This is a genomic window from Pseudonocardia sp., from assembly GCF_035305885.1.
Lineage (GTDB): Bacteria > Actinomycetota > Actinomycetes > Mycobacteriales > Pseudonocardiaceae > Pseudonocardia.
The window spans coordinates 20,431-42,565 of sequence record NZ_DATGOP010000092.1; the positions used below are offsets into that span (position 1 = coordinate 20,431).

Genomic DNA, 22,135 nt, shown 5'->3' on the forward strand with positions numbered 1-22,135 from the left:
GACTAGACCCCGCCGCCGAAGGCCATCGGCGAGTGCATCCGCTTCACCGTCTTGCCTCCTCCGACGTACATGTGCACGCCGCACGGCAGGCACGGGTCGAAGCTGCGCACCGCGCGCATGATGTCGATCCCCTTGAAGTTCTCGGGCGGGTTCTCCTCGAAGATCGGGGTGTTCTGGACGGCGTCCTCGTACGGGCCGGGCGTGCCGTACGTGTCGCGCACGCTGCCGTTCCACGGCGTCGGCGGGTACGGGTGGTAGTTGGCGATCTTGCCGCCGCGGATCACCATGTGGTGCGACAGCACGCCGCGGACGGCCTCGGTGAAGCCGCAGCTCACGGCCTCGTCGGGCACCGTGAAGCTCTCCCAGGTCTTCGTGTTGCCCGCGCGCAGCTCGGCGAGCGCCTTCTCCACGAAGTGCAGCGCCGAGGCCGCGGCGTAGGCCTGGAAGTAGGTCCGGGCCCGGTTGCGCTCGATCGCGTTGGACCACTGCGGGATGCGCCACTCGAACGTCGTCTCCGGCTTCAGCGCCGTGCGCGGCAGGTTGATCACGACGCTGCCGCCGGTGGCGCGCACGTAGTCGTGCTCGACGAGGCCGGCGAGCGCGGTCGCCCACAGCCGCGCGAGCGGGCCGCCACCGGTGTCGAGCGCCAGGTGGTCGGTGCCGTCGAACCAGCGCGGCGACATCACCCAGCTGTACTTGTCGTCGAAGTCGCGCCTGGCCGGCCGCGGGATCGTGTGCTGGTTCCACGGGTGCCGCGCGTCGACCGGGTTGCCCAACGGGTCGTGCGTGACGAACCGCTCCTGGTCGGTCCAGTCCTCGTAGAACGAGGAGCCGAGCAGGATCCGGATGCCCAGGTTGATGTCGACGAGGTCGGTGGTGATGAGCCTCCCGTCGACCACCACGCCGGGGGTGACGAACATCTTGCGGCCCCAGTCGGCCATGCGCTCGTAGCTGAAGTCGCAGTGCTCGGGGTCGTTGAGGCTGCCCCAGCAGCCGAGCAGCGTCCGGCGGTAGCCGACCTTCTCGTAGCCCGGGAGCGCCTCGTAGAAGAAGTCGAACAAGTCGTCGTGCATCGGGACGACGCGCTTCATGAACTCGACGTACTTCACCAGGCGCGTCAGGTAGTCGGTGAAGAGCTGGATGGTGGCCACCGCCCCGATCCCGCCCGGGTACAGCGTGGACGGGTGCACGTGGCGCCCCTCCATGAGGCAGAACATCTCCCGCGTGTAGCGGCTCACCTGCAGCGCCTCGCGGTAGAACTCGCCCTCGAGCGGGTTGAGCGAGCGCATGATGTCGCCGATGGTGCGGTACCCGTGGTCGGCCGCGTGCGCGGCCTCGGTGCGGTTGGCCTGCTCGAGCACGCCCGGGTTGGTCTCGCGGACCATCTTCTCGCAGTAGTCGACCCCGACCAGGTTCTCCTGGAAGATGTTGTGGTCGAACATGTACTCGGCGGCCTCACCGAGGTTGATCATCCATTCGGCGATGTGCGGCGGCCGCACGCCGTAGGCCATGTTCTGGTTGTAGACCGAGCAGGTCGCGTGGTTGTCCCCGCAGATCCCGCAGATGCGGCTCGTGATGAAGTGCGCGTCGCGGGGGTCCTTGCCCTTCATGAAGATCGAGTAGCCGCGGAAGATCGACGACGTGCTGTAGCACTCGGCCACGCGCCGGTTCGAGAAGTCGATCTTCGTGTAGATGCCGAGGCTCCCGACGATCCGGGTGATCGGGTCCCAGGCCATCTCGGTGAGGTTGGCGGCCTCGCCGTCGCGCCCCGTCTTGTCGGGCTTCGCGGTCGTGGTCATGTCGGATCCCCTCACCAACTGGGCCGGTAGCCGGTGGTCAGCTCGCGGCCGGGCCTGCGCCACTTCGGCTCGGTGTCGGTCGTCTTCACGGTGATGCGCCGCAGGGTGCGGATGACGCCGCCGTACAGCCCGCTCGCGGTCGTCGAGAACTTCGCGCCGGGCGGCTCGTCCATGAAGGGCATGAACTTGTCGGGGAAGCCGGGCATCGTGCAGCCGATGCAGATGCCGCCCACGTTCGGGCAGCCGCCGAGCCCGTTCATCCAGCCGCGCTTGGGCACGTTGCACTTCACGACCGGGCCCCAGCAGCCCAGCTTCACCAGGCACAGCGGCGAGCCGTACTCGGTGGCGAACTCGCCCTGCTCGTAGTAGCCGGCGCGGTCGCAGCCCTCGTGCACGGTCTTGCCGAACAGCCACTCCGGGCGCCCGGCGTCGTCGAGCGGGATCATCGGGGCCTGGCCCGCCACCTGGTAGAGCAGGTAGAGGATCGTCTCCGACAGGTTGTCCGGGGTGATCGGGCAGCCGGGCACGTTGACGATCGGCAGCCCGGCCTTGGACGTCCAGTCCCACCCGAGGTAGTCGCGCACCCCCATGGCGCCGGTCGGGTTGCCCGCCATCGCGTGGATGCCGCCGTAGGTGGCGCAGGTGCCCACCGCCAGCACGGCCGTGGCCTTGGGCGCCAGCCGGTCGAGCCACTCGCTGGTGGTCATCGGCTGGCCGGTGGCGGGGTTGTTGCCGAACCCGCACCAGTAGCCCTCCGGCTTGATCGCCTCGTTCGGGATCGAGCCCTCCACCACCAGCACGAACGGCTCCAGCTCGCCGCGGTCGGCCTTGTGGAACCACTCGATGAACGTGTCGGCGCCCTGCTCGGGGCCGCACTCGAAGTCGATCAACGGCCAGTGGACCGCGATCTTCGGCAGGCCGGGCAACGCGCCCAGCACGATGTCCTCGATGCTGGGCTGCGTCGCCGCGGTCAGCGCGACGGAGTCGCCGTCGCAGCTCAGGCCCGCGTTGATCCAGAGGATGTGGACGACCGGCTCGTCCGGTTGCGCGTCGTGGGCTTCCGATGCCGTCATGGGGGACCGCTTTCGGCGTCACGGTGGGGTCGGGACCAGCCGACCCGGGGCGGATCGGCGGCAGACGAGGAGGAGGTGGCGAGGCGGCGGACGCCTCCCGGTGCGCGGCGGGGTCGCGCGGGCTACAGCCCCGCGCCCGCTGCTCTGCCCCGTGCTCCCAGCTCGTGCTGCACGAGCTCCCACAACACGTGGTAGATCGAGGTCTGGGCCTCCTGGATGCGGTGCACCGAGGACGACGGCACGACGAACAGGTGCTCGATCGTGTCGACCTCGGCCATCCGCCCGCCGTCGTAGCCGGCCAGCCCGACGGTCACCATGCCGATCCGGGCCGCCTCCTCGAAGGCGCGGATCAGGTTCGCCGAGTTCCCGCTGGTCGACAGCCCGACGGCGACATCGCCGGGGCGGCCGAACGCGGCGATCTGCCGCGCGTACACGACGTCGAAGCCGATGTCGTTGGAGAGCGCGGTGACGACGGCGATGTCCGCCGTCAGCGACAGCGCGGGGAGCGACCGGGCCCCGCCGCCGGGGTGCAGGAACGTGCCGGCGAGGTCCTGGGCGTCGGTGCTGCTGCCCCCGTTGCCGAACGCCAGCAGCTGCCCGCCCGCGGTGAACGAGTCCGCCACGGCCCGCGCGCATGCCTCGAGGCGCTCCCCGTCGCGCGCGGCGACCTGCTCGCGCAGCTGCACGATCTCCTCGGCCTTGGCCTCGGTGGAGCGGCGCACCTGCTCCAGCACGGCCTCGACGTCGGAACCGCCGGAGTAGAGGAAGGGGTACAGGGACTCGACGCCTCCTGGCTCGTCCACCGCTACCTCCTCTCGCTCCCGGTTCGGGTTCACCACGTCGTCGCGAGCGCTTCTCCCGCGTGCACGAGCACGGTGTCGCCCACTCGCGCGTCGACGAGCGCGACGCTGACCTCCTCGAGGCCGCGCCCGGTGTCGACGAGCGCGAGCGCGTGGTCGCGCAGCTCGACCACGACCACCGGCACCGCCTGGTCGGAGCAGGTGATGCAGACCTCGTCGTGGCAGTCGCTCATCGCACGACCGCCGGCTCGAGCACCCCGGGCTGCTCGAAGAACACGTGCACCAGCTCCCACAGCACGTGGTAGGTCGTGACCTGCAGCTCCTTGACGATCCGCGGGTCGTCGCTGCGCGCGGGCACGACGTGGTCGACGAACGGGCTCGTCGCGATCGGCCCGTCCAGCGCGGCGGAACCACCCACCAGGGCGACGGTCAGCAGGCCGCGGTCGGCGCCCTCCTGCAGCCCACGCAGCACCGCGGGGCAGCGGTCGTCGTCGGAGACGCCGAGCGCGACGTCGTCCGGGCGCGCCAGGTGGCGGATCTGGTGGGCGAACACCTCGTCGGCCCCGCGTTCGGTCGCGAGGCCGGTCACCGTGGCGACGTCGTTGGTCAACGACGTGGCAGGCAGCGCCCGCTTGCCGACGATCACCGGGTGCACGAACTCCACGGCGATGTGCTGGGCGTCCGTGGCCGCGGCCCCCGTGCCGAACACGAGCACCTTGCCGCCGCGGTGCAGGCGCACCGCCATCGCGTGGCAGGCGGTGGCGACCCGGCCGGCGTCCTGCGCGAGCGCCCGCCCCGGTGGCGTGCGTCGTGCGAAGAGTCCGGCCGCCGATCGCCGCTCGCCCCCGGTGTTGGGACGGGCCATCGGCATCTCCGTGGTGGGAGATCCGCCAGTGTGCTCCGGGACACACCCGTCCGCAAGCGCCGGCGGGAACGGTCGGACGGGCCGAGCGCGCTGGACCCGGCGACGCTGAACCACACGCAGCCGGTCCCCGTGTGTCCTCCCGGGATCAGATCCCACGCTGACGCTCAGGGAGGCCCGCTTGTCGTTCGTCGCCGGCGCACCGCCGCAGCCCGCCGCCGGGCGGGTGCGCACCGCGCTCGCCGCCGCGATCGTGTTCGGCGCGCTGCTGCTGCCCAACGACCTCGACCTGATCCACCTGGGGGCGTTCCTCGCCATCCCCGCCGAGGCGCTGCTCGCCGCCACCCTCGTGCTCGCGGTGCCCGCCCGCGTCCGCCCGGCGCTCACCGGGCTGATCGGCGCGGGCCTCGGCGCGATGACGGTGCTGAAGGCCCTCGACATGGGCTTCTTCGCCGCGCTCAACCGGCCGTTCGACCCGCTGTCGGACTGGCGCAACCTCGCCAACGCCGCGGTCTTCGTCGAGCGGGCGGCGGGCGAGGCGGGCGCGATCGGCGCGGCCGTCGCGGCGGTCGGGCTCGCGATCGCCGTCATCGCGCTCACCGGCTGGGCCGTCGGGCGGCTGGTCCGCCACGTCGTCGTGCCGCACCGGCAGACGGCGCTCGCCACCGTCGCGGTGGGCACCGTCGCGTGGACCGCGTGCTTCACCGCCGACGCGCGGCTGGTGCCCGACGTCGAGCTCGCCTCCGACAGCACCGCGACCCTCGCCCTCTACCGGGCGCTCGAGGTCCGCCGCGACGTGGCCGACCTGCGCCGGTTCGCCGAGGAGGTCCCGGTCGACCCGATCCGGGACGCCCCGGCGGACGAGCTGCTGGCCGACCTGCGGGGCAAGGACGTGGTCTTCGCGTTCGTCGAGAGCTACGGGCGGGTCGCGCTGGAGGACCCGCAGCTGGGCCCGGCGACCCGTGCCCTGCTCGACGACGCCACCGCGGCGCTGCGCGACGCCGGGTTCGCCGCCCGCAGCGCGTACCTGACCTCGCCGACCACGGGCGCGGGCAGCTGGCTCGCCCACGCCACGTTCCTGTCCGGGCTGTGGGTGGACAGCCAGCACCGCCACGACGCCCTCGAGCACACCGACCGGCACACCCTCATCACCGACTTCGACCGCGCGGGCTGGCGCACCGTCGGCGTGATGCCCGGGGTGTTCCTCGACTGGCCGGAGGGCGCCTGGTACGGCTACGACCGGATCTACGACTTCTCCCAGCTCGGCTACCAGGGCCCGCGGATGAGCTTCGCGACCATGCCCGACCAGTACACGCTGAAGGCGTTCGAGGAGCTGGAGCGCTCGCGCGCCGACCGCGGCCCGCTGATGGCGGAGATCCCGCTCGTCACCAGCCACGCCCCGTGGACCCCGCTCCCGCCGTTCCTGCCCTGGTCGCAGGTCGGCGACGGCTCGGTCTACGACTACCTCGACGGGCAGACCGAGCAGCCGGAGGCGATCCTGACCCGCGACCCGCAGCAGGTGCGCGAGGACTACGCCCGGGCCGTTCGGTACTCGCTCACCAGCCTCGTGTCCTACGTGCAGACCTACGGCGACGACGACCTGGTGCTGGTGCTGCTGGGCGACCACCAGCCCTCCCCGATCGTCACCGGGCCCACGGAGAACCGCGACGTGCCGATCACGATCGTCGCGAAGGACCCGGGTGTGATCGAGAAGATCTCCGGCTGGCGCTGGCAGGACGGCATGCGCCCGGGCCCGCACGCCCCGGTGTGGCGGATGGACACCTTCCGCGCGCAGTTCCACGCCGCGTTCGGCGGGGGCGAGGGCCACCGCCGGTAGCTCAGCCGCCCACGCCGATCCGCAGCATCCGCGTGCCGCCCCGCTGGAACCGGTAGGGCACGTCGGCGAGCCGGGCGCGGTGGCCGTGCGCGGCGAGCTCGGCGCGCAGGTCGTCGAGGAACGCCACCGGCTCCCCGGTGCCCTGCACGACGACCGGGAAGACCCGCACCTCGCGGCGGGCCACGCGGACCAGCTCGGCGAGGGCGGCGCGGTGCCGGTCCGCGCCGAGCTGGTCGGCCCACGTGAACAGCAGGTGGGAGCACAGCACGAGGTCGACGCTCCCGGTGGCCAGCGGCGGCCGGGGCAGGGCGCCCGCGACGTAGCGGCCCGGCCGCCGCCGCAGGTCGGCGAGGAACAGCCCGGCCGCGGCCCGGCGCATCCGCGTGCGCCGGGCCGGGCTGCCGTACCAGCCCCCCCTCGAACCGGCCGGCGTTGCGGTGGATCATCCGGTCGCCCTCGTCGAGGCCCTCCTGCGCGCGGGCGGCGAGCTGGCGTGGCCGAGGGCGTACGCGGGGTCGACGGCGACCACACGGCCGCCGGTCTCGGCGGCGAAGCTGGAGCCGCCCGCGCAGCAGTCGAGCACCGAACCGGTCAGGTCTTCGGGGGTGAGGTCGAACATCGCCCGGTACTCCGCGGCCGAGCGGGACGTGATCAGCACCGGACCAGTCCTGGCAGGTGGGGCCACCTCCACGCAAGGGGATTGCGTGGAGGTGGCCGCGCCGCGACTCGGGCGCTGCGGCCCGGGCGGCTCAGACGCCCACGCGCTCCCGCGGCGGCTCGGGCGGGGTCGGCGGGGCGGGTCTCCTGCCCGACCGCAGCCGCCGGACCAGCGGGAACGCAAGCAGCGCCGCGATCAGCAGGTACACCACCACCGACAGGGGTGTGGAGACCAGCGTCGTCACGTCGCCGTTGGCGAGCTGCAGGGCGCGGCGCAGCTGCAGCTCCGCGTCCGGCCCGAGGATCACGCCGATGATCGCCGGCAGCACCGGGAGGCCGTAGCGCCGCATCAGGAACCCGACGGCGCCGATCGCGAGCAGCACCAGCAGGTCGACGGGCTGGCCGCTCACCGCGTACGCGCCGACGCAGGCGAAGAACAGGATGCCCGCGTACAGGTACGGCCGCGGGATCCGCAGCAGCTTCGCCCACACCGGCGCGAGCGGCAGGTTCAGCACCAGCAGCAGCACCAGGCCGATGAACAAGCTCGCGATGAGCGTCCAGACCAGGTCCGGCTCGTTCTCGAACAGCAGCGGCCCGGGCTGGATGCCGAACTGCTGGAACGCCGCGAGCATCACCGCCGCGATCGCGGTGGTCGGCAGGCCGAGCGTCAGCATCGTGGCGAGCGTGCCCGCCGACGACGCGCTCGCCGCCGCCTCCGGGCCCGCGACGCCCTCGATCGCGCCGGTCCCGAACTCGTCACGCCGCCGGGAGAGCCGCCGCTCGGTCACGTACGACATGAACGTGCTCATCTCCGCCCCGCCCGCCGGGATGGAGCCGAACGTGAACCCGATGACCGGGCCGCGCAGCCACGGCTTCCACGTGCGGCGCAGGTCGTCGCGCGAGAGCCAGGGCCTGCCGACCGGGATCGGCCGCTGCACGGTCCGGCGCAGGTGCGCCGCGACCCACAGCGCCTCGCCGACGGCGAAGAGCCCAACGGCAACGATCACGACGTCGATGCCGTCCGCGAGCTGCGGGACGCCGAACGTCAGGCGGGGCTGCCCGGAGAGCGGGTCGAGCCCGACGAGCCCGATCACGAGGCCGATGGCGAGCGCGGCGAAGCCGCGCACCCGGGAGCGGCCCAGCACGCCGGTGACGGCGACGAACGCCAGCACCATGATCGCGAAGTAGTCCGGGGCGCCGATGTCGACGGCGACCGAGGCCACGAGCGGGGCCAGCAGCACGAGCCCGATCGCGCCCGCGACGCCGCCGATGAAGTGGCCGATCGCGGCGGCGGCGAGCGCCTGGGCGCCCCGGCCGGAGCGCGCCATCGGGTTGCCTTCGACCGCCGCCATGACCGAGGCGCTCTCGCCGGGGGTATTGAGCAGGATCGACGTGGTCGACCCGCCGAACATCGCCCCGAAGTAGATACCGGCGAACAGGATGAACGCCCCGGTCGGGTCCAGCGCGTACGTGACGGGCAGCAGCAGGGCGACCGCCATGGCAGGGCCGATCCCGGGCAGCACGCCGATCGCGGTGCCGAGCAGCACCCCGATCGCGGAGAACAGCAGGTTGGCCGGCGTCAGCGCGCCCGCGAAGCCCTCGAACAGGAGGGTGAGGTTGTCCAGCACGTCAGATCAGCCCCATCAGCGGTCCACCGGGCAGGTCCACACCGAGCAGCGCGTCGAACACGATCCAGGTCGCGAGCGACACGCCCGCGGCGATGAGCAGGTCGCGTGGGAACGCGCGTGAGCCGAGGGCGTAGGTCGCGCCCCAGAACAGGACGGTGCCCGCGATCGGCCACCCGAGCAGCGGGATCAGCGCCGCGGTCGCGACGATCACGCCCGCGAGCAGCAGCACGGTGCGCTTGTCGGCGGGCACGGCGAGGTCGACGTCCTCACCTGCCTCGGCCTCCCCGTGGCCGCCGCGCAGCACGTCGACGGCCAGCAGCGCGGCCAGCAGCAGGAGCAACAGGCCCAAGAGGACCGGCACGGCGTTCGGGCCGAGCGGGTCGGCGGCGTTGCCCGCGCGCGGCGCGAGCGCCACGTCGGCGAGCACGAGCAGCCCGGTGGCGAGCAGCAGGGCGGCCACTCCCAGCTCGGAGCGTTCGCGAAGCCAGGTGCTCATGCGACCAGCCCCAGGTTGCGCAGGACACCCGCGACGCGCTCGTTCTCCGACCGCAGGAACGCGCCGAACTCCTCCCCCGGCAGGAACGCGTCCTGCCAGCCGTTGCGCTCGAGCGCGGCCGCCCACTCCGGCGACCCGCGCAGCGCGGTGAACGCCGCCACCAGCTCGGCGCGGCCGTCCTCGTCGAGCCCCGGCGGAGCGACGATGCCGCGCCAGTTGGTGAACTCCACGTCCACGCCCACCTCCTGGAGCGTCGGCGCGTCGACGCCGGGCACCCGCTGCGCCGCGGTCACCGCGAGCACGCGCAGCTCGCCGGCCTCGATCTGGTCGGCGTACTCCGACAGGCCCGAGACGCCGAACGCGACCTTGCCGCCCAGCACCGCGGCGAGCAGCTCGCCGCCGCCGTCGTAGGAGACGTAGTTGACCGTCCGCGGGTCGATCCCCATGCCCTCGGCCATGAGCATCGGCGCGAGGTGGTCCGGCCCGCCGGGGCTCGACCCGCCGCCGACCGGCACCGCGGCGGGCTCGGCGCGCCACGCCGCGGCGAGGTCGTCGAACGTCCGCAGCGGCGAGTCCTTGCCGACGACGACGATCTCGGTCTCCTGGGTGAGCCGCGCGATCGGCGTGGTGTCGGTGAGCGTCGCCGGCGACTCGTTGGTGTAGACCGAGCCGACCACGCCGAGCCCCATCGACATGACGAGCCGATCGTTGCCGCTCTCGTTGACGGTGCGGCCGAGGCCGACCGTGCCGCCCGCCCCGGGGAGGTTGAACACCTCCACGGCGCCGGTGATGCCGGCGTCCTCCATCGCCTTGGCCGCGGTGCGGGCGGTGATGTCGTACCCGCCACCGGGCGCGTTGGGCACCAGGAACCGCAGGCCGCGCAGCTGCGTGCCGTCGCCGCCGCCGGTGAGCCCGCCGACCACGGGCGGTACCAACAGCACCGCGGCCAGCGCCACGAGCACCGCGACCACGCTTCGGGTCCGCATCGTCCTCCTCTTCGTCGAGGTTCGTGTGGCGCACATCGTGGGCCGCCCGCCGGAGCCTGTCTGCCTTGCTTCCACATCGGTCGTTGTGGTCGTTGTGGTCATGGGGCGCCGTGGTCGTGAGACGCTCCCCGGCGTGGCGCGGACCCTCGCTCGGCAGTTCCTGGGGTGGCAGCTGGGGATCGTCGGCCTGCTGCTGGTCGCCGTCACCGCGCTCGCGGTGGTGCAGTCCGACGCCGCGTTCCGCGAGACGCAGGGGCGGCGGATGCTGTCGGTCGCCGAGGACGTGGCGGCCACCGCCGGCGTGCGGGAGAGCCTCGCCACCCGCAACTTCGGGCCGCTGCCCGCGCTCGGGACCAGCGCGCGCAACCTGTCCGGCGCGGACGAGATCGTGATCGTCGACGCCGACCTCGTGGTGCGCAGCGCCGCCGATCCCGCGGAGGTCGGTGAGCCGTTCCCGATCGGGGAGAGCACCGCGCTCGCCGGGCGGGCGTGGGTGGGCAACCCGGACGGGCGCACGGTCGTGGCGCACGTGCCGGTGCTCGACGACGACGGGCGCACCGTCGGGCTGGTCGCCGCCCGCGTGGAGGCGCCGCCGCTGCTCACCGGGCTGCTCGCCGCCCCCGGCCCGGCCGTGGCGCTGGTGGGGGTCGCGGTCGTGCTCGGGGTGGCCGGCTCGCTGCTGCTCGCCCGCCGGGTGCGCCGCCAGACCCTCGGGCTGGAGCCGGCCGAGATCGTGGAGCTGGTGCAGCGGCGCGAGGCCATGCTGCTCGGCGTCAAGGAGGGCGTGCTCGGCCTCGACCGAGCCAACCGGATCACGCTGCTCAACGCCGCGGCGAAGGAGCTGCTCTCGCTCGACGCCGTCGGCGCCCGCGTGGACGAGCTCGACCTGGACGACCGGCTGCGCGACGTCCTCACCGGCGCCGCGGTCGGCGCCGACCAGGTGGTGCTGCACGGCACCCGCGTCCTGGTGCTCAACCGGATGCCGGTGGTGGTGGACGGGGCCACCATCGGCGCCGTCGTCACGCTGCGGGACCGCACGGAGCTCGCTGCCCTCGAGGACCGCCTCGACGCCTCCCGCAACGTCACCGACACGCTGCGGGCGCAGGCGCACGAGTTCACCAACCGCCTGCATACGATCGCCGGGCTCACCGAGCTGGGCGAGTACGAGGAGGTGCGCCGATTCGTGGCGGGGATCGTCGCCGGGTCCGACCAGTGGCGCCGCGAGGTCACCGCGAGCGTCGGGGACGCCGCCGTGGCCGCGCTGCTGGTGGCCAAGGCGAGCCTCGCGACCGAGCGGGGCGCCGAGCTGCGACTCGCCCCCGGCAGCCGGCTCGAGGCGGTCGACCCGGCGCGCGACCCGGCCCTCTCGGCCGACCTGGTCACGGTGCTGGGCAACCTCGTCGACAACGCGCTCGACGCCGCGGGCCGCGGCTGGGTGGAGATCGGGCTCGCCACGGAACCGGACGCGGTGCGCGTGACCGTGCGCGACTCCGGGCCCGGTGTGGCCTCCGAGCTGGTCGAAGAGGTGTTCCGGCACGGCTTCAGCACCAAGGCAGCCGAGAACGACACCGGTGGCCGCGGGCTCGGGCTCGCGCTGGCCCGCCAGACCTGCCTGCGCCGGGGCGGCACGATCACCCTGCACAACGACGGCGGCGCCGTGTTCACCGCCCACCTCCCGCTCGCCCCGGCCCGGGGGCCCGCTCGATGAGCATGCGAGTGCTCGTCGTCGACGACGACTTCATGGTCGCCCGCGTGCACAGCGGCTACGTCGCGCGGATCCCCGGCTGTGAGGTGGTCGGCGTCGCCCACAGCGGGGCCGACGCCGTGCGGCTGGCCCGCGAGCTGCGCCCCGACCTCGTGCTGCTGGACGTCTACCTGCCCGACCGGTCCGGGATCGAGGTGCTGCGCGAGCTGCGCACCGGATCGGCCGACGACCCGTTCGTGCTCGTGATCACCGCGGCCGACGACCCCCGGACCGTCACCGCCGCCCTGCACGGCGGCGCCACCCACTACCTCGTGAAGCCGTTCGACGCGGCCGCCCTGCGCGAGCACGTGGAGCGGGTGATGCGGGTGCGCGGGCGGCTCGCCGGGCTGCAGCGGGCGGCGCAGGACGACATCGACAGCGTCTTCGGCGGCGGCCACGGCGCCACGACCCGGCTGCCCAAGGGCCTCACCGAGCCCACCGCCCGGCTGGTGGAGCAGGTGCTGCGCGGCCACGACGGCGACCTGTCCGCCGCCGAGTGCGCCGAGCTCACGCAGCTGTCGCGGGTGAGCGCCCGCCGCTACCTCGAGCACTTCGTCGCCACCGGGGCGGCGACCGTGCGACTGCGCTACGGCGGGACCGGCCGCCCCGAGCGCCGCTACCGCTGGGCCGGGTGAACCGGGCCCTGCCGTAGGGTCCGAAGATCGCGACTGCCCACTCGACGGGGAGGACCTCCGTGCTGATCACCGGCGCCGACGTCATCGTCACCTGCCCGGGACGCAACTTCGTCACGCTGGAGATCACCACCGACGACGGCCTCGTCGGCTACGGCGACGCCACCTTGAACGGGCGTGAGCTCGCGGTGGCGAGCTACCTGCGCGACCACGTCGTCCCGCTGCTCGTCGGCCGCGATGCCCACCGGATCGAGGACACCTGGCAGTACCTGTACCGCGGCGCCTACTGGCGGCGCGGGCCGGTGACGATGGCCGCGATCGCCGCCGTCGACGTGGCGCTGTGGGACATCAAGGCCAAGGCCGCGGGCATGCCGCTCTACCAGCTGCTCGGTGGCGCGAGCCGTACCGGGATCCTGGCCTACGGGCACGCGAGCGGGCGCGACCTGCCGGAGCTGTTCGACTCGATCCGCGCCCGCCGCGAGGAGGGGTTCCGCGCGATCCGCGTGCAGACCGGCGTACCCGGCCTCGGCACCATCTACGGCATCGGCAACCCCCTGGAGCGGACCGGCCTGCCCGCCGAGGAGGTCTGGGACACCGCCGCCTACCTGCGGCACCTGCCGACGGTGTTCGAGGCGGTGCGCGCCGAGTTCGGCCCCGAGCTGCCGCTGCTGCACGACGTGCACCACCGGCTCACCCCGATCCAGGCGGCGCAGCTGGGCAAGGCCCTCGAGCCGTACCGGCTGTTCTGGCTGGAGGACTGCACACCCGCCGAGAACCAGGAGGGCCTGCGGCTGGTGCGCAGCCACACCACCACCCCGCTCGCCATCGGTGAGGTGTTCAACACCGTCTTCGACTACCAGACGCTGATCCGCGAGCAGCTCATCGACTACGTCCGCTCCGCCGTCACCCACACCGGCGGGGTCACGGCGATGCGCAAGCTGTTCGACTACGCCGCCCTGTACCAGGTGAAGTCCGGTATCCACGGCCCCACCGACATCTCCCCCGTCGGCATGGCGGCCGGGCTGCACCTCGACCTCGCGATCCACAACTTCGGGATCCAGGAGTTCGCGCCGCACACCCCCGAGACCTACGAGGTGTTCCGGCGCTCGTACACCTTCACCGACGGCCACCTGCACCCGGGCGAGGCCCCCGGGATCGGCGTCACGGTCGACAAGGAGGCGGCGGCGAGGTTCGAGTACCGCCCGGCCTACCTGCCGGTGAACCGGCTCATCGACGGGACCGTGCACGACTGGTGAAGCCGCGCGCCGCGATCAGCGCGCGACCACCTCGGCCGGCCGCACGGTCTCGTGCACCGGGCGCGTGCGGCCCGTCCCGGTCCGGGCGTGCGTGGCGTAGAGCGTGAGCCCGACGAACGTCAGCCCGCCGACGAGGTTGCCGACCACCGTCGGGAACTCGTTCCACAGCAGGTAGTCGGCGATCGAGAAGTCGCCGCCGAGCATCAGGCCGGACGGGAACAGGAACATGTTGACGATCGAGTGCTCGAAGCCCATGTAGAAGAACACCAGGATGGGCATCCACATCCCGATGACCTTCCCGGACACCGAGGTCGAGATCATCGCGGCGACGACGCCGGTGGAGACCATCCAGTTGCACAGCACGCCGCGCAGGAACAGCGTCAGCATCCCGGCCGCGCCGTGTTCGGCGTACCCGACGGTCCGCGCCGCGCCGATCTCGCCGAGCCGCTGCCCGACGTCGTTCGGCTCGACGGTGAACGCGAACGTGAGGATCACCGCCATCATGAGCGCGACGGTGAGGGCGCCGGCGAAGTTGCCGACGAACACCAGCGCCCAGTTGCGCAGGACGCCCTTCATCGTCACACCCGGCCGCCGGTCGATCCAGGCCAGCGGCACCAGCGTGAACACCCCGGTGAGCAGGTCGAAGCCCAGCAGGTAGAGCATGCAGAAGCCCACCGGGAACAACAGCGCTCCGACCAGAGCCGACCCGGTCTGCACGCTGATCGTGACGGCGAACGCGGCGGCGAGGGCGAGGATCGCTCCGGCCATGTAGGCCCGGATCACGGTGTCGCGGGTGGACATGAAGACCTTCGCCTCGCCCGCGTCGATCATCTTTCCGACGAACTCCGACGGGTTCAGATAGGACATGCGGGGACTCCTCGGTTGTCGACGGGGCGAACCGAGTCTTCGGAGCGGGCTTTTCCGTGCCGTTACGGCGCGAGGATCATCGCGTCACGCTCGGCTCACACCCGCTCGCACCGCCGCAGCAGGTGGGCGTCACACGGCCGTAACGCGGGTGCAATACGCGCCCGCGAGCCTGGGGCCGCCCACCGACCGACGCGAAGGAGCCGACGATCAACCCCATCATGAGCAAGTCCGAAGCGGCCGACCTCGTCGTCGCCGCCCGGAAACGCAAGGGCCTCACCTGGGCGCGGATCGCCGAGGAGCTCGGCACCCCGCTGGTGTGGACGACCGCGGCCCTGCTCGGCCAGCACCCGATGACGGCCGAGCAGGCCGCGAAGGCGTGCGAGCTGCTCGGGCTCGACGAGGCCGTGGCCGAGAGCCTGCAGCTGCAGCCCACCCGCGGCACCGACCCCGCCGTGATGGCCGACCCGACGATCTACCGCTTCACCGAGGCGCTGTCGGTCTACGGCCCGGCGCTGAAGGAGCTGATCCACGAGGAGTTCGGCGACGGGATCATGAGCGCGATCAACTTCCGGGTCGACATCTCCCGCCGGCCCGACCCGGAGGGGGACCGGGTGGTCGTGACCTTCGACGGGAAGTTCCTCGACTACCGCTGGTGACCGTGGCTCGTCGCGGTAGCGGAGTCGAACGCCCGGATCGCGGCGGCGAGCGCCCGCGCCCGCCCGGCGAGCAGGCGCTCACCGGCCTCGGGGTCCGCGGTGCCGGCGTCGTCGGTCACCCCGCCGACCCGCGCCCACTCCCCGTGCCGCGCCACCGTCAGCCCGGGGGCGGGCGGGCGGTGGAACAGCGGCGGGGCCTCCGGCTCCCGCCACGGACCGGCGGGGCGGACCAGATCCGGGTGGACGGCGAGCAGCAGTGAGGTCTCGAACCAGCCGGCGTGGCCCGGCGCCTGCGGCGGGTCCTCCGGGCCGGCGATCGTCCAGTACGAGCAGGCGCCCAGCGCGACGTCCGCGCGCTCGGCGTAGGTCTTCACCGCGAGGCGCACCACCTCGTCGTTGCCCCCGTGCCCGTTGACCAGCAGCACGCGGCGGAACCCGCTGCGCACCAGCGAGTCGAGCGCGTCGTCGAGGACGGCGAGCAGCGTCGTGGCCGACAGCGACACCGCGGCCGCGAACAGGTGGTGCGGGCTGTGCCCGTACGGCAGCGCGGGCAGCCGGACCAGCTCCGGCCCGTCGTCGCCGATCAGGTCGGAGGCCGCGTCGACGACCGCCTCGGCGAGCATCGTGTCCGTGCCCATCGGCAGGTGCTCGGAGTGCTGCTCCTGCGAGCCGACGGGGAGCACGGCGATCGCGCCGCGCTCCCCCGCGGCCCGCACCTCACGCCACGGGTGCCGGTCGAGTCTGATCACGCCCCCACCGTAGAGCCCGACCGCTCAGCGGCGGACCGGACGCCGACCACCTCGACCTCACAGACCCCGGACCGCTACCCACCGACCACCCGCACCACCGTGTCGACGACCACCGGCCCGCTGGTCAGCTCCTCGTCGTTGTGCCCCGCCCCCGACACCTCGACGTACGCCGCGCCCGCGGCGTCGGCGACCGCCCGGCTCTGCTCGACCGGCACGATCTCGTCGGCCCCGCCCGCCACCACCGCGACCGGCGCCCGCACCGATCGCACCTGCTCCAGCAGCGGGAACCGGTCCCGCAGCAGGGCCCGTACCGGCAGGAACGGGTAGGCGCGCGCCCCGACGTCGGCGAGCGAGGTGAACGGGCTGCGCAGCACGAGCGCGCCGACCGGGCGCTCGGTGGCGAGCCGGGTCAGCGGCGCCCCGCCGAGGCTCTCGCCGAACAGGACGATCCGCTCGGGCGGCACGCCGCGGTCCTCGACGAGGTGGCGGTACGCCGCGGCGACGTCCGCGGCGAGGCCCTCCTCGCTGGGCGAGCCGGGGTTGCCGCCGTAGCCGCGGTAGTCGACCAGCAGCACGTCGAACCCCTCCGCGGCGAGGGCCCGCACGAGCGGCACCCGCAGCACGCGCGAGCCGCCGTTGCCGGGCGCGACCAGCACCGTGCGGTCCCGCGCCGGCCCGGTGGCGGGCGCCCACCACGCGGTGAGCTCGAGCCCGTCCTCGGTGCGCAGCACCACGTCGCGGCCGCCCGAGAGGTACGCGCTCGCGGGCGCGCCCGGGGCGCCGAAGGGCAGGTAGATCAGCCGCCGCTGGAACACCCACGCCAGGGCGACCACCACCGCCGCCACCACGACGACGGCGACGGCCACCCGCAGCGCGGTACCCATGCCTCGTCGGGAGGGGCTCAGGCCACGGGGACGGCCAGTCCCTCGGCGCCCAGCTCCGAGGTCACCAGGTCGGGGGCGGCCCGGCGGAGGAACTCCAGTCCGATCTCGGCGCGGCGCACCCGCTCCCGCGACAGCGCGACGTTCAGCGCCTCGTGCTGGGCGCCGCTCGGGTAGACGTCGGGGTGGTTGCGCAGCCCGAACTTGACGTAGATCGGGGCGAGCACCCGCACCAGCTCGGCGATCTCGTGGTGGCGGACGAAGCCGCCGAGCGTGTCGGGCGACTCGACGTACATGTCGATCGGGATCTGCGTGGCGGCGCGGATGGAGGCCAGCCGCGGCAGGGACAGGCCGGGCGGCACGTTGTAGGTGTCGGCGCCGAGGTCCTGCATGAGCCGCACGCTCACCGGGTTCGACGCCATCATCTGCACCGAGACCTTCACGACGAAGTCCGGCGCGATCAGGCCGGCCTCCTTCATGTGCTTGGTCATCAGCAGCAGGCCCTCGTCGGCGACGAGCGCCCCGCGCACGCCGAGGGCGTTGGCGCGCACGAGGTCCTCCATCGCGTAGGCCAGCTGGTCGGCGCCCTCGTGGCGGCAGCCGATCGCCCCGCCCGCCGGGGTGCGGGCCTGGGCGCCGATGTCCCACGCCGCCCGCGGGCCGACGAACAGCGACAGCTCCACGCGGCGGGCCGCGCACGCCCGCACCATGTCGGTGATCTCGGCGTCGGTGGCGAGCATGATCCCGCTGCCGGACGAGACGCGGTGCACGCGCACGCCGCGCTTGTCGGCCTCGTCGAACACGGCCTCCAGCGCGGCCGGGCCCTCGACGCTGGGGATCTCGGTGCGGTACTGCGCGCCGTCCGGGAACCGCAGTGGCGAGTCGGGCAGCTCACCGGCGTCCGTGGCCGGGTAGCCCAGGCGGGTCAGGAGGTCGGCGACGGCGGATCGGGTCTCAGTCATCGCGCCAGATCTTCCAGTGTCGGACGAGAGCGGCGCAACGCGCCCCTCGGCGACGTGCCGGGTCGCGGCGCGAGGTGCGCGGGGAGCACCGACCGCCATTTGTTCCGGTTGACGCAATTCATCTCGCAATACGCACACGTGTGACCCGATTCACCGAAATTCGCGGTCCACCTCGAGGAAAGGGCAGTACCACGCGGAAATACCGGCACCTACCCTCGAAATGATCATTGCGGCCGGCACCGCCGCGCCGCGTGCGCCGATGCGGAGGTGAGCGACCATCACTGCGTGCGATGCGGGTCGGGTCACGGTGCGGGCACCCCGGCGCTGGGAGATCTCCCTCCCCGCCGACCTGGTTCTCGACCAGGACGAGGAGTGGTGCGATGCCCGGCTCGACGGGGAGCACATCCGGATCCGTTTCCACGACTACCACGTCATCTACGAGCACCCCGGCCTGTACGAGCAGCTCTTCTACGATCTGCTCCGGTGCACGTCCCCGCGGGTGGTCCGCCGCCTGCTCGGCCGCGCGGTGGCGGAGCAGGGCATCGACCCGGCCGAGCTGCGCGTGCTCGACGTCGGCGCCGGCAACGGGATGGTCGGTGAGGAGCTCCGCACCCTCGGCGCGGGCACCGTCTACGGCGTCGACATCATCGAGGAGGCGGCGCGGGCGGCCGCGCGCGACCGGCCCGGTGTCTACGACGGCTACCTGGTCGCCGACCTCACGGCGCTCACCCCCGACCAACGGGAGGAGCTCGCCGCCCGCCGGTTCAACGCGATGACGACGGTCGCGGCGCTCGGGTTCGGCGACATCCCGCCGGCGGCGTTCACCGCCGCGTTCAACCTCGTCGAGGCCTCGGGGCTGATCGCCTTCACGATCAAGGAGGACTTCGTCACCGACCACGACACCACCGGCTTCAGCAGCTTGATCCGGCGGATGCTCGCCGAAGAGGTGATCAGCGTCATCGCCGAGGAGCACTACCGACACCGGCTGTCGGTCCGGGGTGACCCCCTGTACTACGTCGCGTACGTCGCTCGGAAACTGCGGGACATCCCCACCGGCTGGGCGACCTGACCCCACCGCGGCCGGCGGGTCGGCCCCGGTGCGGTCATCGCGCCAGATCTTGCTCATCAGACGAGCTCGGCGCACCGTGTGCCCATGAACAACACGCCGGAGTTCGCGGGCCGGACGGCAGTGGTCACGGGGGCGGCGAAGGGCATCGGGGCCGCCGTCGCCGCGCGGTTGGCCGGCGCGGGCGCCGCGATCGTCGCCTGCGACGTCGACGCCGACGCCCTGACCGAGCACGCCGAGCGGCTGCGCGCGGACGGCGCCCGGGTCGCCGAGGTGGTGGGCGACGTCAGCAGCGCCGCGACGGCCGAGCGCGCGGCGCAGGTCGCCCGCGAGGAGTTCGGGGGTGCGGAGATCCTCGTGAACGCGGCGGGCATCCAGCGTTACGGCACCGTGGAGACCACCGACGAGGCGACGTGGAACGAGGTGCTCGCGGTGAACGTCACCAGCATCTTCCTGTTCGCCAAGCACCTCGTCCCGCTCATGCGCCAGGCGGGCGGCGGGTCGATCGTCAACGTCTCGTCGGTGCAGGCGTTCGTGACGCAGACCGACGTGGTGGCCTACGCCGCGAGCAAGGGCGCGATCAACGCGCTCACCCGCGCGATCGCCGTCGACCACGCCCACGAGCAGATCCGCTGCAACGCCGTGTGCCCCGGCTCGGTGGACACGCCGATGCTGCGCGCGAGCGCGCAGCGGTTCGCGGGCGACCGCGACCCGGCCGAGCTGCTCGCCGAGTGGGGCCGCTCCCACCCGATGGGCCGCACGGCGCGGCCGGAGGAGGTGGCGGAGATGTGCGCGTTCCTCGCCAGCCCGCGGTCGTCGTTCGTCACGGGCAGCGAGATGCGGGTGGACGGGGGGCTCACCGCGGCCGCCGGGGTCGTGCTCCCCGAGGACGGGCGCTGAGCCCCCGTCCGCTCACGCGATCGCGGTCGCCTCCAGCTCCACCATGAGCTCGGGGGCGGCCAGGCGGGTCACGCCGAGCAGCGTGCTCGCGGGGCGCACGCGCGCCGCGCTGCACCGCTCGGAGACGACGTCGAAGCAGCTCAGGTACGCATCGACGTCGGTGGTGTAGACGTTGAGCCGCACCACGTCGCGAAGCGTCATGCCCGCGGCCGCGAGCACGGCCTCGAGGTTGTCCATGGCGAGGGCGACCTGCGCGCGCATGTCCCCCGCGTGCTGCGGGCGCCCCTCGGCGTCCACGGACGTCTGGCCGGAGCAGATCAGCTGCCTGCGCCCGCCCTCGACGAGCTCGGCCTGGTTGAAGCCGAAGCGCAGCGACCAGTCCCACGGGTTGATCGGTTTCCGTTCCACGATGCCTCCTCGCTGCGAACGGCCGATCAGTGGTGGGCGGCGCGTTCGACGGTCGTCTGCAGCGCCGCCAGCAGCGCGCGGGCGGAGTCGAGGGACAGCTCGACCGCGACCCGGGCGCCGGGGCCCTGCTCGGGGTTCAGGAAGTCGATGTTGACGGTGTGGTCGTGCGGCGCGTGCACCGGGTGGTCGTAGTAGACCGTGGCCGTGCGCAGCGGGAACCAGCCCTGCGGACCCTTGCCGCTGCTCGCCGTCACCTCGATCGTCTCGGTGCTGTAGGTGCACATGCCGCTCAGGCCTCCCCGTCCAGGTGCTTGGCGAAGAAGGCCTTGACCTTCTGCCACCCGTCCTGGGCGGCCGCCACCCGGTAGGAGGGGCGGTCGACGGCGAAGAAGGCGTGGCCCGCGTCGTCGTAGCGATGGAACTCGTAGGTCTTGCCGTGCTCCTGCAGCAGCTTCTCCAGCTCGTCGACCTGGGCCGGCGAGGGGTGGGCGTCCTCGTTGCCGAACAGCCCGAGCAGCGGGGCGCGCAGCTCGGGCACGCGGTCGGCGAGCGGCTGCACCTGCAGGGGGAACCCCTCGGGCGGGCTGCCGACGACGAACGCGCCGTAGCAGTCGACGGCGGCCTGGATGTCGAGCTCGACGGCGGACAGGAAGGCCTGCCGCCCGCCGGAGCAGAAGCCGATCGTGCCGACCTTCCCGTTCGACGTGGGCAGCGACCGCAGCCACCGCGCCGCGCCCGCGGCGTCGCCGACGAAGCGGGCGTCGGGCACCCCGCCGCGCGCCCTGGCGGTGGCGGCGGCGTCGTCGGGGTCCGCGCCGGGCGCCTCCCGGCTGTAGAGGTTCATGCAGATCGCGTTGTAGCCCCAGACCGCGAACCGGCGGACGATCTCCTTGGTGGCCCAGTCGTAGCCGGGCATGTGGTGGATCACCACCACCCCGCCGCGGTGCCCACCGTCCATCGGGCGCGCGGTGTAGGCCTCGATCTCGTCGTCGTCCGCTCCCCTGATGCCGATCGTCTCGGCGAGCACGGCGTCGTGGCGCATGCGCATCCCTCTCCTTCGATCACGGTCGGGCACAGTCTGCCCCCGGGCCATACTCGGCGCGTGCCTGGTGATCGGAGAACCCACCCGTTCGACCTCAGCGGGAAGACGGCGGTCGTCACCGGCGGGGGCCGCGGCCTCGGCCGCGGGATCACGCTCGCGCTCCTCGAGGCGGGCGCCGACGTCGTGTCGCTCGGCCGCTCGCCGCTGCCCGCCGACCTCACCGACGCCGCCGCCGCGCTGGGCCGGCACCTGTCGGCCCGCACGCTCGACCTCGCCGACAGCGCCGCGATCACCGCGACCGCGGAGGCGGTGCTCGCCGACCACCGGGTCGACATCCTGGTCAACAACGCGGGCGTGCAGGAGCGGCACCCGGCCGCCGAGTTCCCGCTCGAGGCGTGGGACCGCGTCGTCGAGGTCAACCTGCGCGCGGTCTTCCAGCTCTGCAGGCTGTTCGGCACGCCCATGCTCGAGCGCGGCTCGGGCGCGATCGTCAACGTCGCGTCCCTGCTGTCGTTCCAGGGCGGGATCACCGTGCCCGCCTACGCCGCCAGCAAGGGCGGGGTGGCCCAGCTGACCAAGGCGCTCTGCAACGAGTGGGCGGGCCGCGGGGTCAACGTCAACGCGGTCGCGCCGGGCTACATGGACACCGACCTGAACGCCGCGCTGCTCGCCGACCCGGTGCGGCGCGAGCAGATCTCGGTGCGCATCCCGGCCGGGCGCTGGGGCACACCGGAGGACGTGGGCAACGTGGTGGTCTTCCTCGCCTCCCCCGCCGCGTCGTACGTGCACGGGCACGTCCTCGCGGTCGACGGCGGGTGGCTCGCGCGCTGAGCC

At 73.2% G+C, this 22,135-nt stretch carries 25 protein-coding genes; 8 read left to right on the forward strand and 17 right to left on the reverse strand.

Translation table 11 applies throughout. From position 1 onward, the window contains the following. Nucleotides 1–2: 2 nt before the first annotated feature. From VKZ81_RS19985 to VKZ81_RS20005, 5 genes are all read right to left on the reverse strand, one after another. Nucleotides 3–1,799, reverse strand: a complete 1,797-nt coding sequence (locus VKZ81_RS19985; RefSeq protein ID WP_324243134.1) for a nickel-dependent hydrogenase large subunit — start codon at nt 1,797–1,799, stop codon at nt 3–5. 11 nt (nt 1,800–1,810) lie between these two features. Then, on the reverse strand, nt 1,811–2,872 hold the full coding sequence (locus VKZ81_RS19990) for an NADH-quinone oxidoreductase subunit B family protein (protein WP_324243135.1): 1,062 nt from the start codon (nt 2,870–2,872) through the stop codon (nt 1,811–1,813). A 122-nt stretch (nt 2,873–2,994) separates the two neighbouring features. Continuing rightward, nucleotides 2,995–3,675: a D-sedoheptulose-7-phosphate isomerase gene (locus tag VKZ81_RS19995; protein ID WP_324243136.1), complete on the reverse strand. Its 681-nt coding sequence runs from the start codon at nt 3,673–3,675 to the stop codon at nt 2,995–2,997. A gap of 29 nt (nt 3,676–3,704) precedes the next feature. Beyond that, the gene (locus VKZ81_RS20000; protein ID WP_324243137.1) at nt 3,705–3,905 is read right to left on the reverse strand and encodes a HypC/HybG/HupF family hydrogenase formation chaperone; all 201 of its coding nucleotides are present in this window, start codon (nt 3,903–3,905) and stop codon (nt 3,705–3,707) included. Beyond that, complete coding sequence (locus tag VKZ81_RS20005) at nt 3,902–4,537, reverse strand: D-sedoheptulose-7-phosphate isomerase (protein ID WP_324243138.1); 636 nt, start codon at nt 4,535–4,537, stop codon at nt 3,902–3,904. Before VKZ81_RS20005 ends, VKZ81_RS20000 begins: the two co-directional genes overlap by 4 nt. A 178-nt stretch (nt 4,538–4,715) precedes the next feature. On the opposite strand from VKZ81_RS20005, the gene VKZ81_RS20010 reads away from it, so the two are divergent. Then, nucleotides 4,716–6,371 carry an alkaline phosphatase family protein gene (locus VKZ81_RS20010; protein ID WP_324243139.1) on the forward strand — a complete coding sequence of 552 codons (1,656 nt, stop codon included), beginning with the start codon at nt 4,716–4,718 and terminating at the stop codon, nt 6,369–6,371. 1 nt (nt 6,372) lies between these two features. Here VKZ81_RS20010 and VKZ81_RS20015 read toward each other — a convergent pair whose 3' ends face one another. The 5 genes from VKZ81_RS20015 to VKZ81_RS20035 all read right to left on the reverse strand — a co-directional run bounded on the left by VKZ81_RS20015 (nt 6,373) and on the right by VKZ81_RS20035 (nt 10,138). Then, entirely contained in the window at nt 6,373–6,750 is a 378-nt protein-coding gene (locus VKZ81_RS20015) for a methyltransferase domain-containing protein (protein ID WP_324243140.1), read from the reverse strand. A 63-nt stretch (nt 6,751–6,813) separates the two neighbouring features. Continuing rightward, nucleotides 6,814–7,029, reverse strand: coding sequence for a hypothetical protein (locus VKZ81_RS20020; RefSeq protein WP_324243141.1), 216 nt, complete (start codon nt 7,027–7,029; stop codon nt 6,814–6,816). Nucleotides 7,030–7,120: 91 nt separating this feature from the next. After that, on the reverse strand, nt 7,121–8,653 hold the full coding sequence (locus tag VKZ81_RS20025) for a tripartite tricarboxylate transporter permease (RefSeq protein ID WP_324243175.1): 1,533 nt from the start codon (nt 8,651–8,653) through the stop codon (nt 7,121–7,123). 4 nt (nt 8,654–8,657) lie between these two features. Continuing rightward, complete coding sequence (locus VKZ81_RS20030) at nt 8,658–9,152, reverse strand: tripartite tricarboxylate transporter TctB family protein (RefSeq protein WP_324243142.1); 495 nt, start codon at nt 9,150–9,152, stop codon at nt 8,658–8,660. Then, nucleotides 9,149–10,138, reverse strand: coding sequence for a Bug family tripartite tricarboxylate transporter substrate binding protein (locus tag VKZ81_RS20035; protein ID WP_324243143.1), 990 nt, complete (start codon nt 10,136–10,138; stop codon nt 9,149–9,151). The genes VKZ81_RS20030 and VKZ81_RS20035 overlap by 4 nt, the downstream gene beginning before the upstream one ends. Nucleotides 10,139–10,238: 100 nt before the next feature. Here VKZ81_RS20035 and VKZ81_RS20040 point away from each other — a divergent pair, with 100 nt between their 5' ends. The 3 genes from VKZ81_RS20040 to manD are packed head-to-tail and all read left to right on the forward strand — an operon-like array spanning nt 10,239 to nt 13,770. Continuing rightward, complete coding sequence (locus VKZ81_RS20040) at nt 10,239–11,846, forward strand: sensor histidine kinase (protein ID WP_324243144.1); 1,608 nt, start codon at nt 10,239–10,241, stop codon at nt 11,844–11,846. 2 nt (nt 11,847–11,848) lie between these two features. Then, entirely contained in the window at nt 11,849–12,517 is a 669-nt protein-coding gene (locus tag VKZ81_RS20045; RefSeq protein WP_324243176.1) for a response regulator, read from the forward strand. Between the two features lie 59 nt (nt 12,518–12,576). Next, the gene (gene manD, locus VKZ81_RS20050; RefSeq protein ID WP_324243145.1) at nt 12,577–13,770 is read left to right on the forward strand and encodes a D-mannonate dehydratase ManD; all 1,194 of its coding nucleotides are present in this window, start codon (nt 12,577–12,579) and stop codon (nt 13,768–13,770) included. 15 nt (nt 13,771–13,785) lie between these two features. On the opposite strand, the gene VKZ81_RS20055 is transcribed toward manD, so the two are convergent. Then, entirely contained in the window at nt 13,786–14,637 is an 852-nt protein-coding gene (locus tag VKZ81_RS20055) for a formate/nitrite transporter family protein (RefSeq protein ID WP_324243146.1), read from the reverse strand. A gap of 206 nt (nt 14,638–14,843) precedes the next feature. Between VKZ81_RS20055 and cynS the strand changes: the two genes are divergently transcribed. Continuing rightward, a complete protein-coding gene (gene cynS / locus VKZ81_RS20060) occupies nt 14,844–15,293 on the forward strand; it encodes a cyanase (RefSeq protein WP_491723617.1) in 450 nt (149 codons plus the stop codon). Here cynS and VKZ81_RS20065 read toward each other — a convergent pair. From VKZ81_RS20065 to VKZ81_RS20075, 3 genes are all read right to left on the reverse strand, one after another. Next, nucleotides 15,281–16,042, reverse strand: coding sequence for a creatininase family protein (locus VKZ81_RS20065; protein WP_324243148.1), 762 nt, complete (start codon nt 16,040–16,042; stop codon nt 15,281–15,283). The two genes, cynS and VKZ81_RS20065, sit on opposite strands and share 13 nt — an antisense overlap. Before the next feature lie 74 nt (nt 16,043–16,116). Then, a complete protein-coding gene (locus tag VKZ81_RS20070; RefSeq protein WP_324243149.1) occupies nt 16,117–16,926 on the reverse strand; it encodes an alpha/beta hydrolase in 810 nt (269 codons plus the stop codon). A gap of 17 nt (nt 16,927–16,943) precedes the next feature. Further along, nucleotides 16,944–17,885 (reverse strand): U32 family peptidase, encoded by a 942-nt coding sequence (locus VKZ81_RS20075; RefSeq protein ID WP_324243150.1) that lies wholly within the window; start codon nt 17,883–17,885, stop codon nt 16,944–16,946. A 307-nt stretch (nt 17,886–18,192) separates the two neighbouring features. On the opposite strand from VKZ81_RS20075, the gene VKZ81_RS20080 reads away from it, so the two are divergent. Together VKZ81_RS20080 and VKZ81_RS20085 are read left to right on the forward strand one after the other, a co-directional pair. Further along, nucleotides 18,193–18,954: a methyltransferase domain-containing protein gene (locus VKZ81_RS20080; protein ID WP_324243151.1), complete on the forward strand. Its 762-nt coding sequence runs from the start codon at nt 18,193–18,195 to the stop codon at nt 18,952–18,954. Between the two features lie 84 nt (nt 18,955–19,038). Beyond that, nucleotides 19,039–19,851, forward strand: a complete 813-nt coding sequence (locus tag VKZ81_RS20085) for an SDR family NAD(P)-dependent oxidoreductase (protein WP_324243152.1) — start codon at nt 19,039–19,041, stop codon at nt 19,849–19,851. Between the two features lie 12 nt (nt 19,852–19,863). Here VKZ81_RS20085 and VKZ81_RS20090 read toward each other — a convergent pair whose 3' ends face one another. Genes VKZ81_RS20090 through VKZ81_RS20100 form a run of 3 tightly spaced genes read right to left on the reverse strand, consistent with a single transcriptional unit; the run spans nt 19,864 to nt 21,301 of the window. Then, nucleotides 19,864–20,259 carry a RidA family protein gene (locus VKZ81_RS20090; protein WP_324243153.1) on the reverse strand — a complete coding sequence of 132 codons (396 nt, stop codon included), beginning with the start codon at nt 20,257–20,259 and terminating at the stop codon, nt 19,864–19,866. 26 nt (nt 20,260–20,285) lie between these two features. Further along, nucleotides 20,286–20,543, reverse strand: a complete 258-nt coding sequence (locus VKZ81_RS20095; RefSeq protein ID WP_324243154.1) for a DUF6295 family protein — start codon at nt 20,541–20,543, stop codon at nt 20,286–20,288. A 5-nt stretch (nt 20,544–20,548) separates the two neighbouring features. Next, entirely contained in the window at nt 20,549–21,301 is a 753-nt protein-coding gene (locus tag VKZ81_RS20100; RefSeq protein ID WP_324243177.1) for a dienelactone hydrolase family protein, read from the reverse strand. A 60-nt stretch (nt 21,302–21,361) separates the two neighbouring features. Here VKZ81_RS20100 and VKZ81_RS20105 point away from each other — a divergent pair, with 60 nt between their 5' ends. Then, the gene (locus tag VKZ81_RS20105) at nt 21,362–22,132 is read left to right on the forward strand and encodes an SDR family oxidoreductase (RefSeq protein ID WP_324243155.1); all 771 of its coding nucleotides are present in this window, start codon (nt 21,362–21,364) and stop codon (nt 22,130–22,132) included. Nucleotides 22,133–22,135 lie beyond the last annotated feature (3 nt).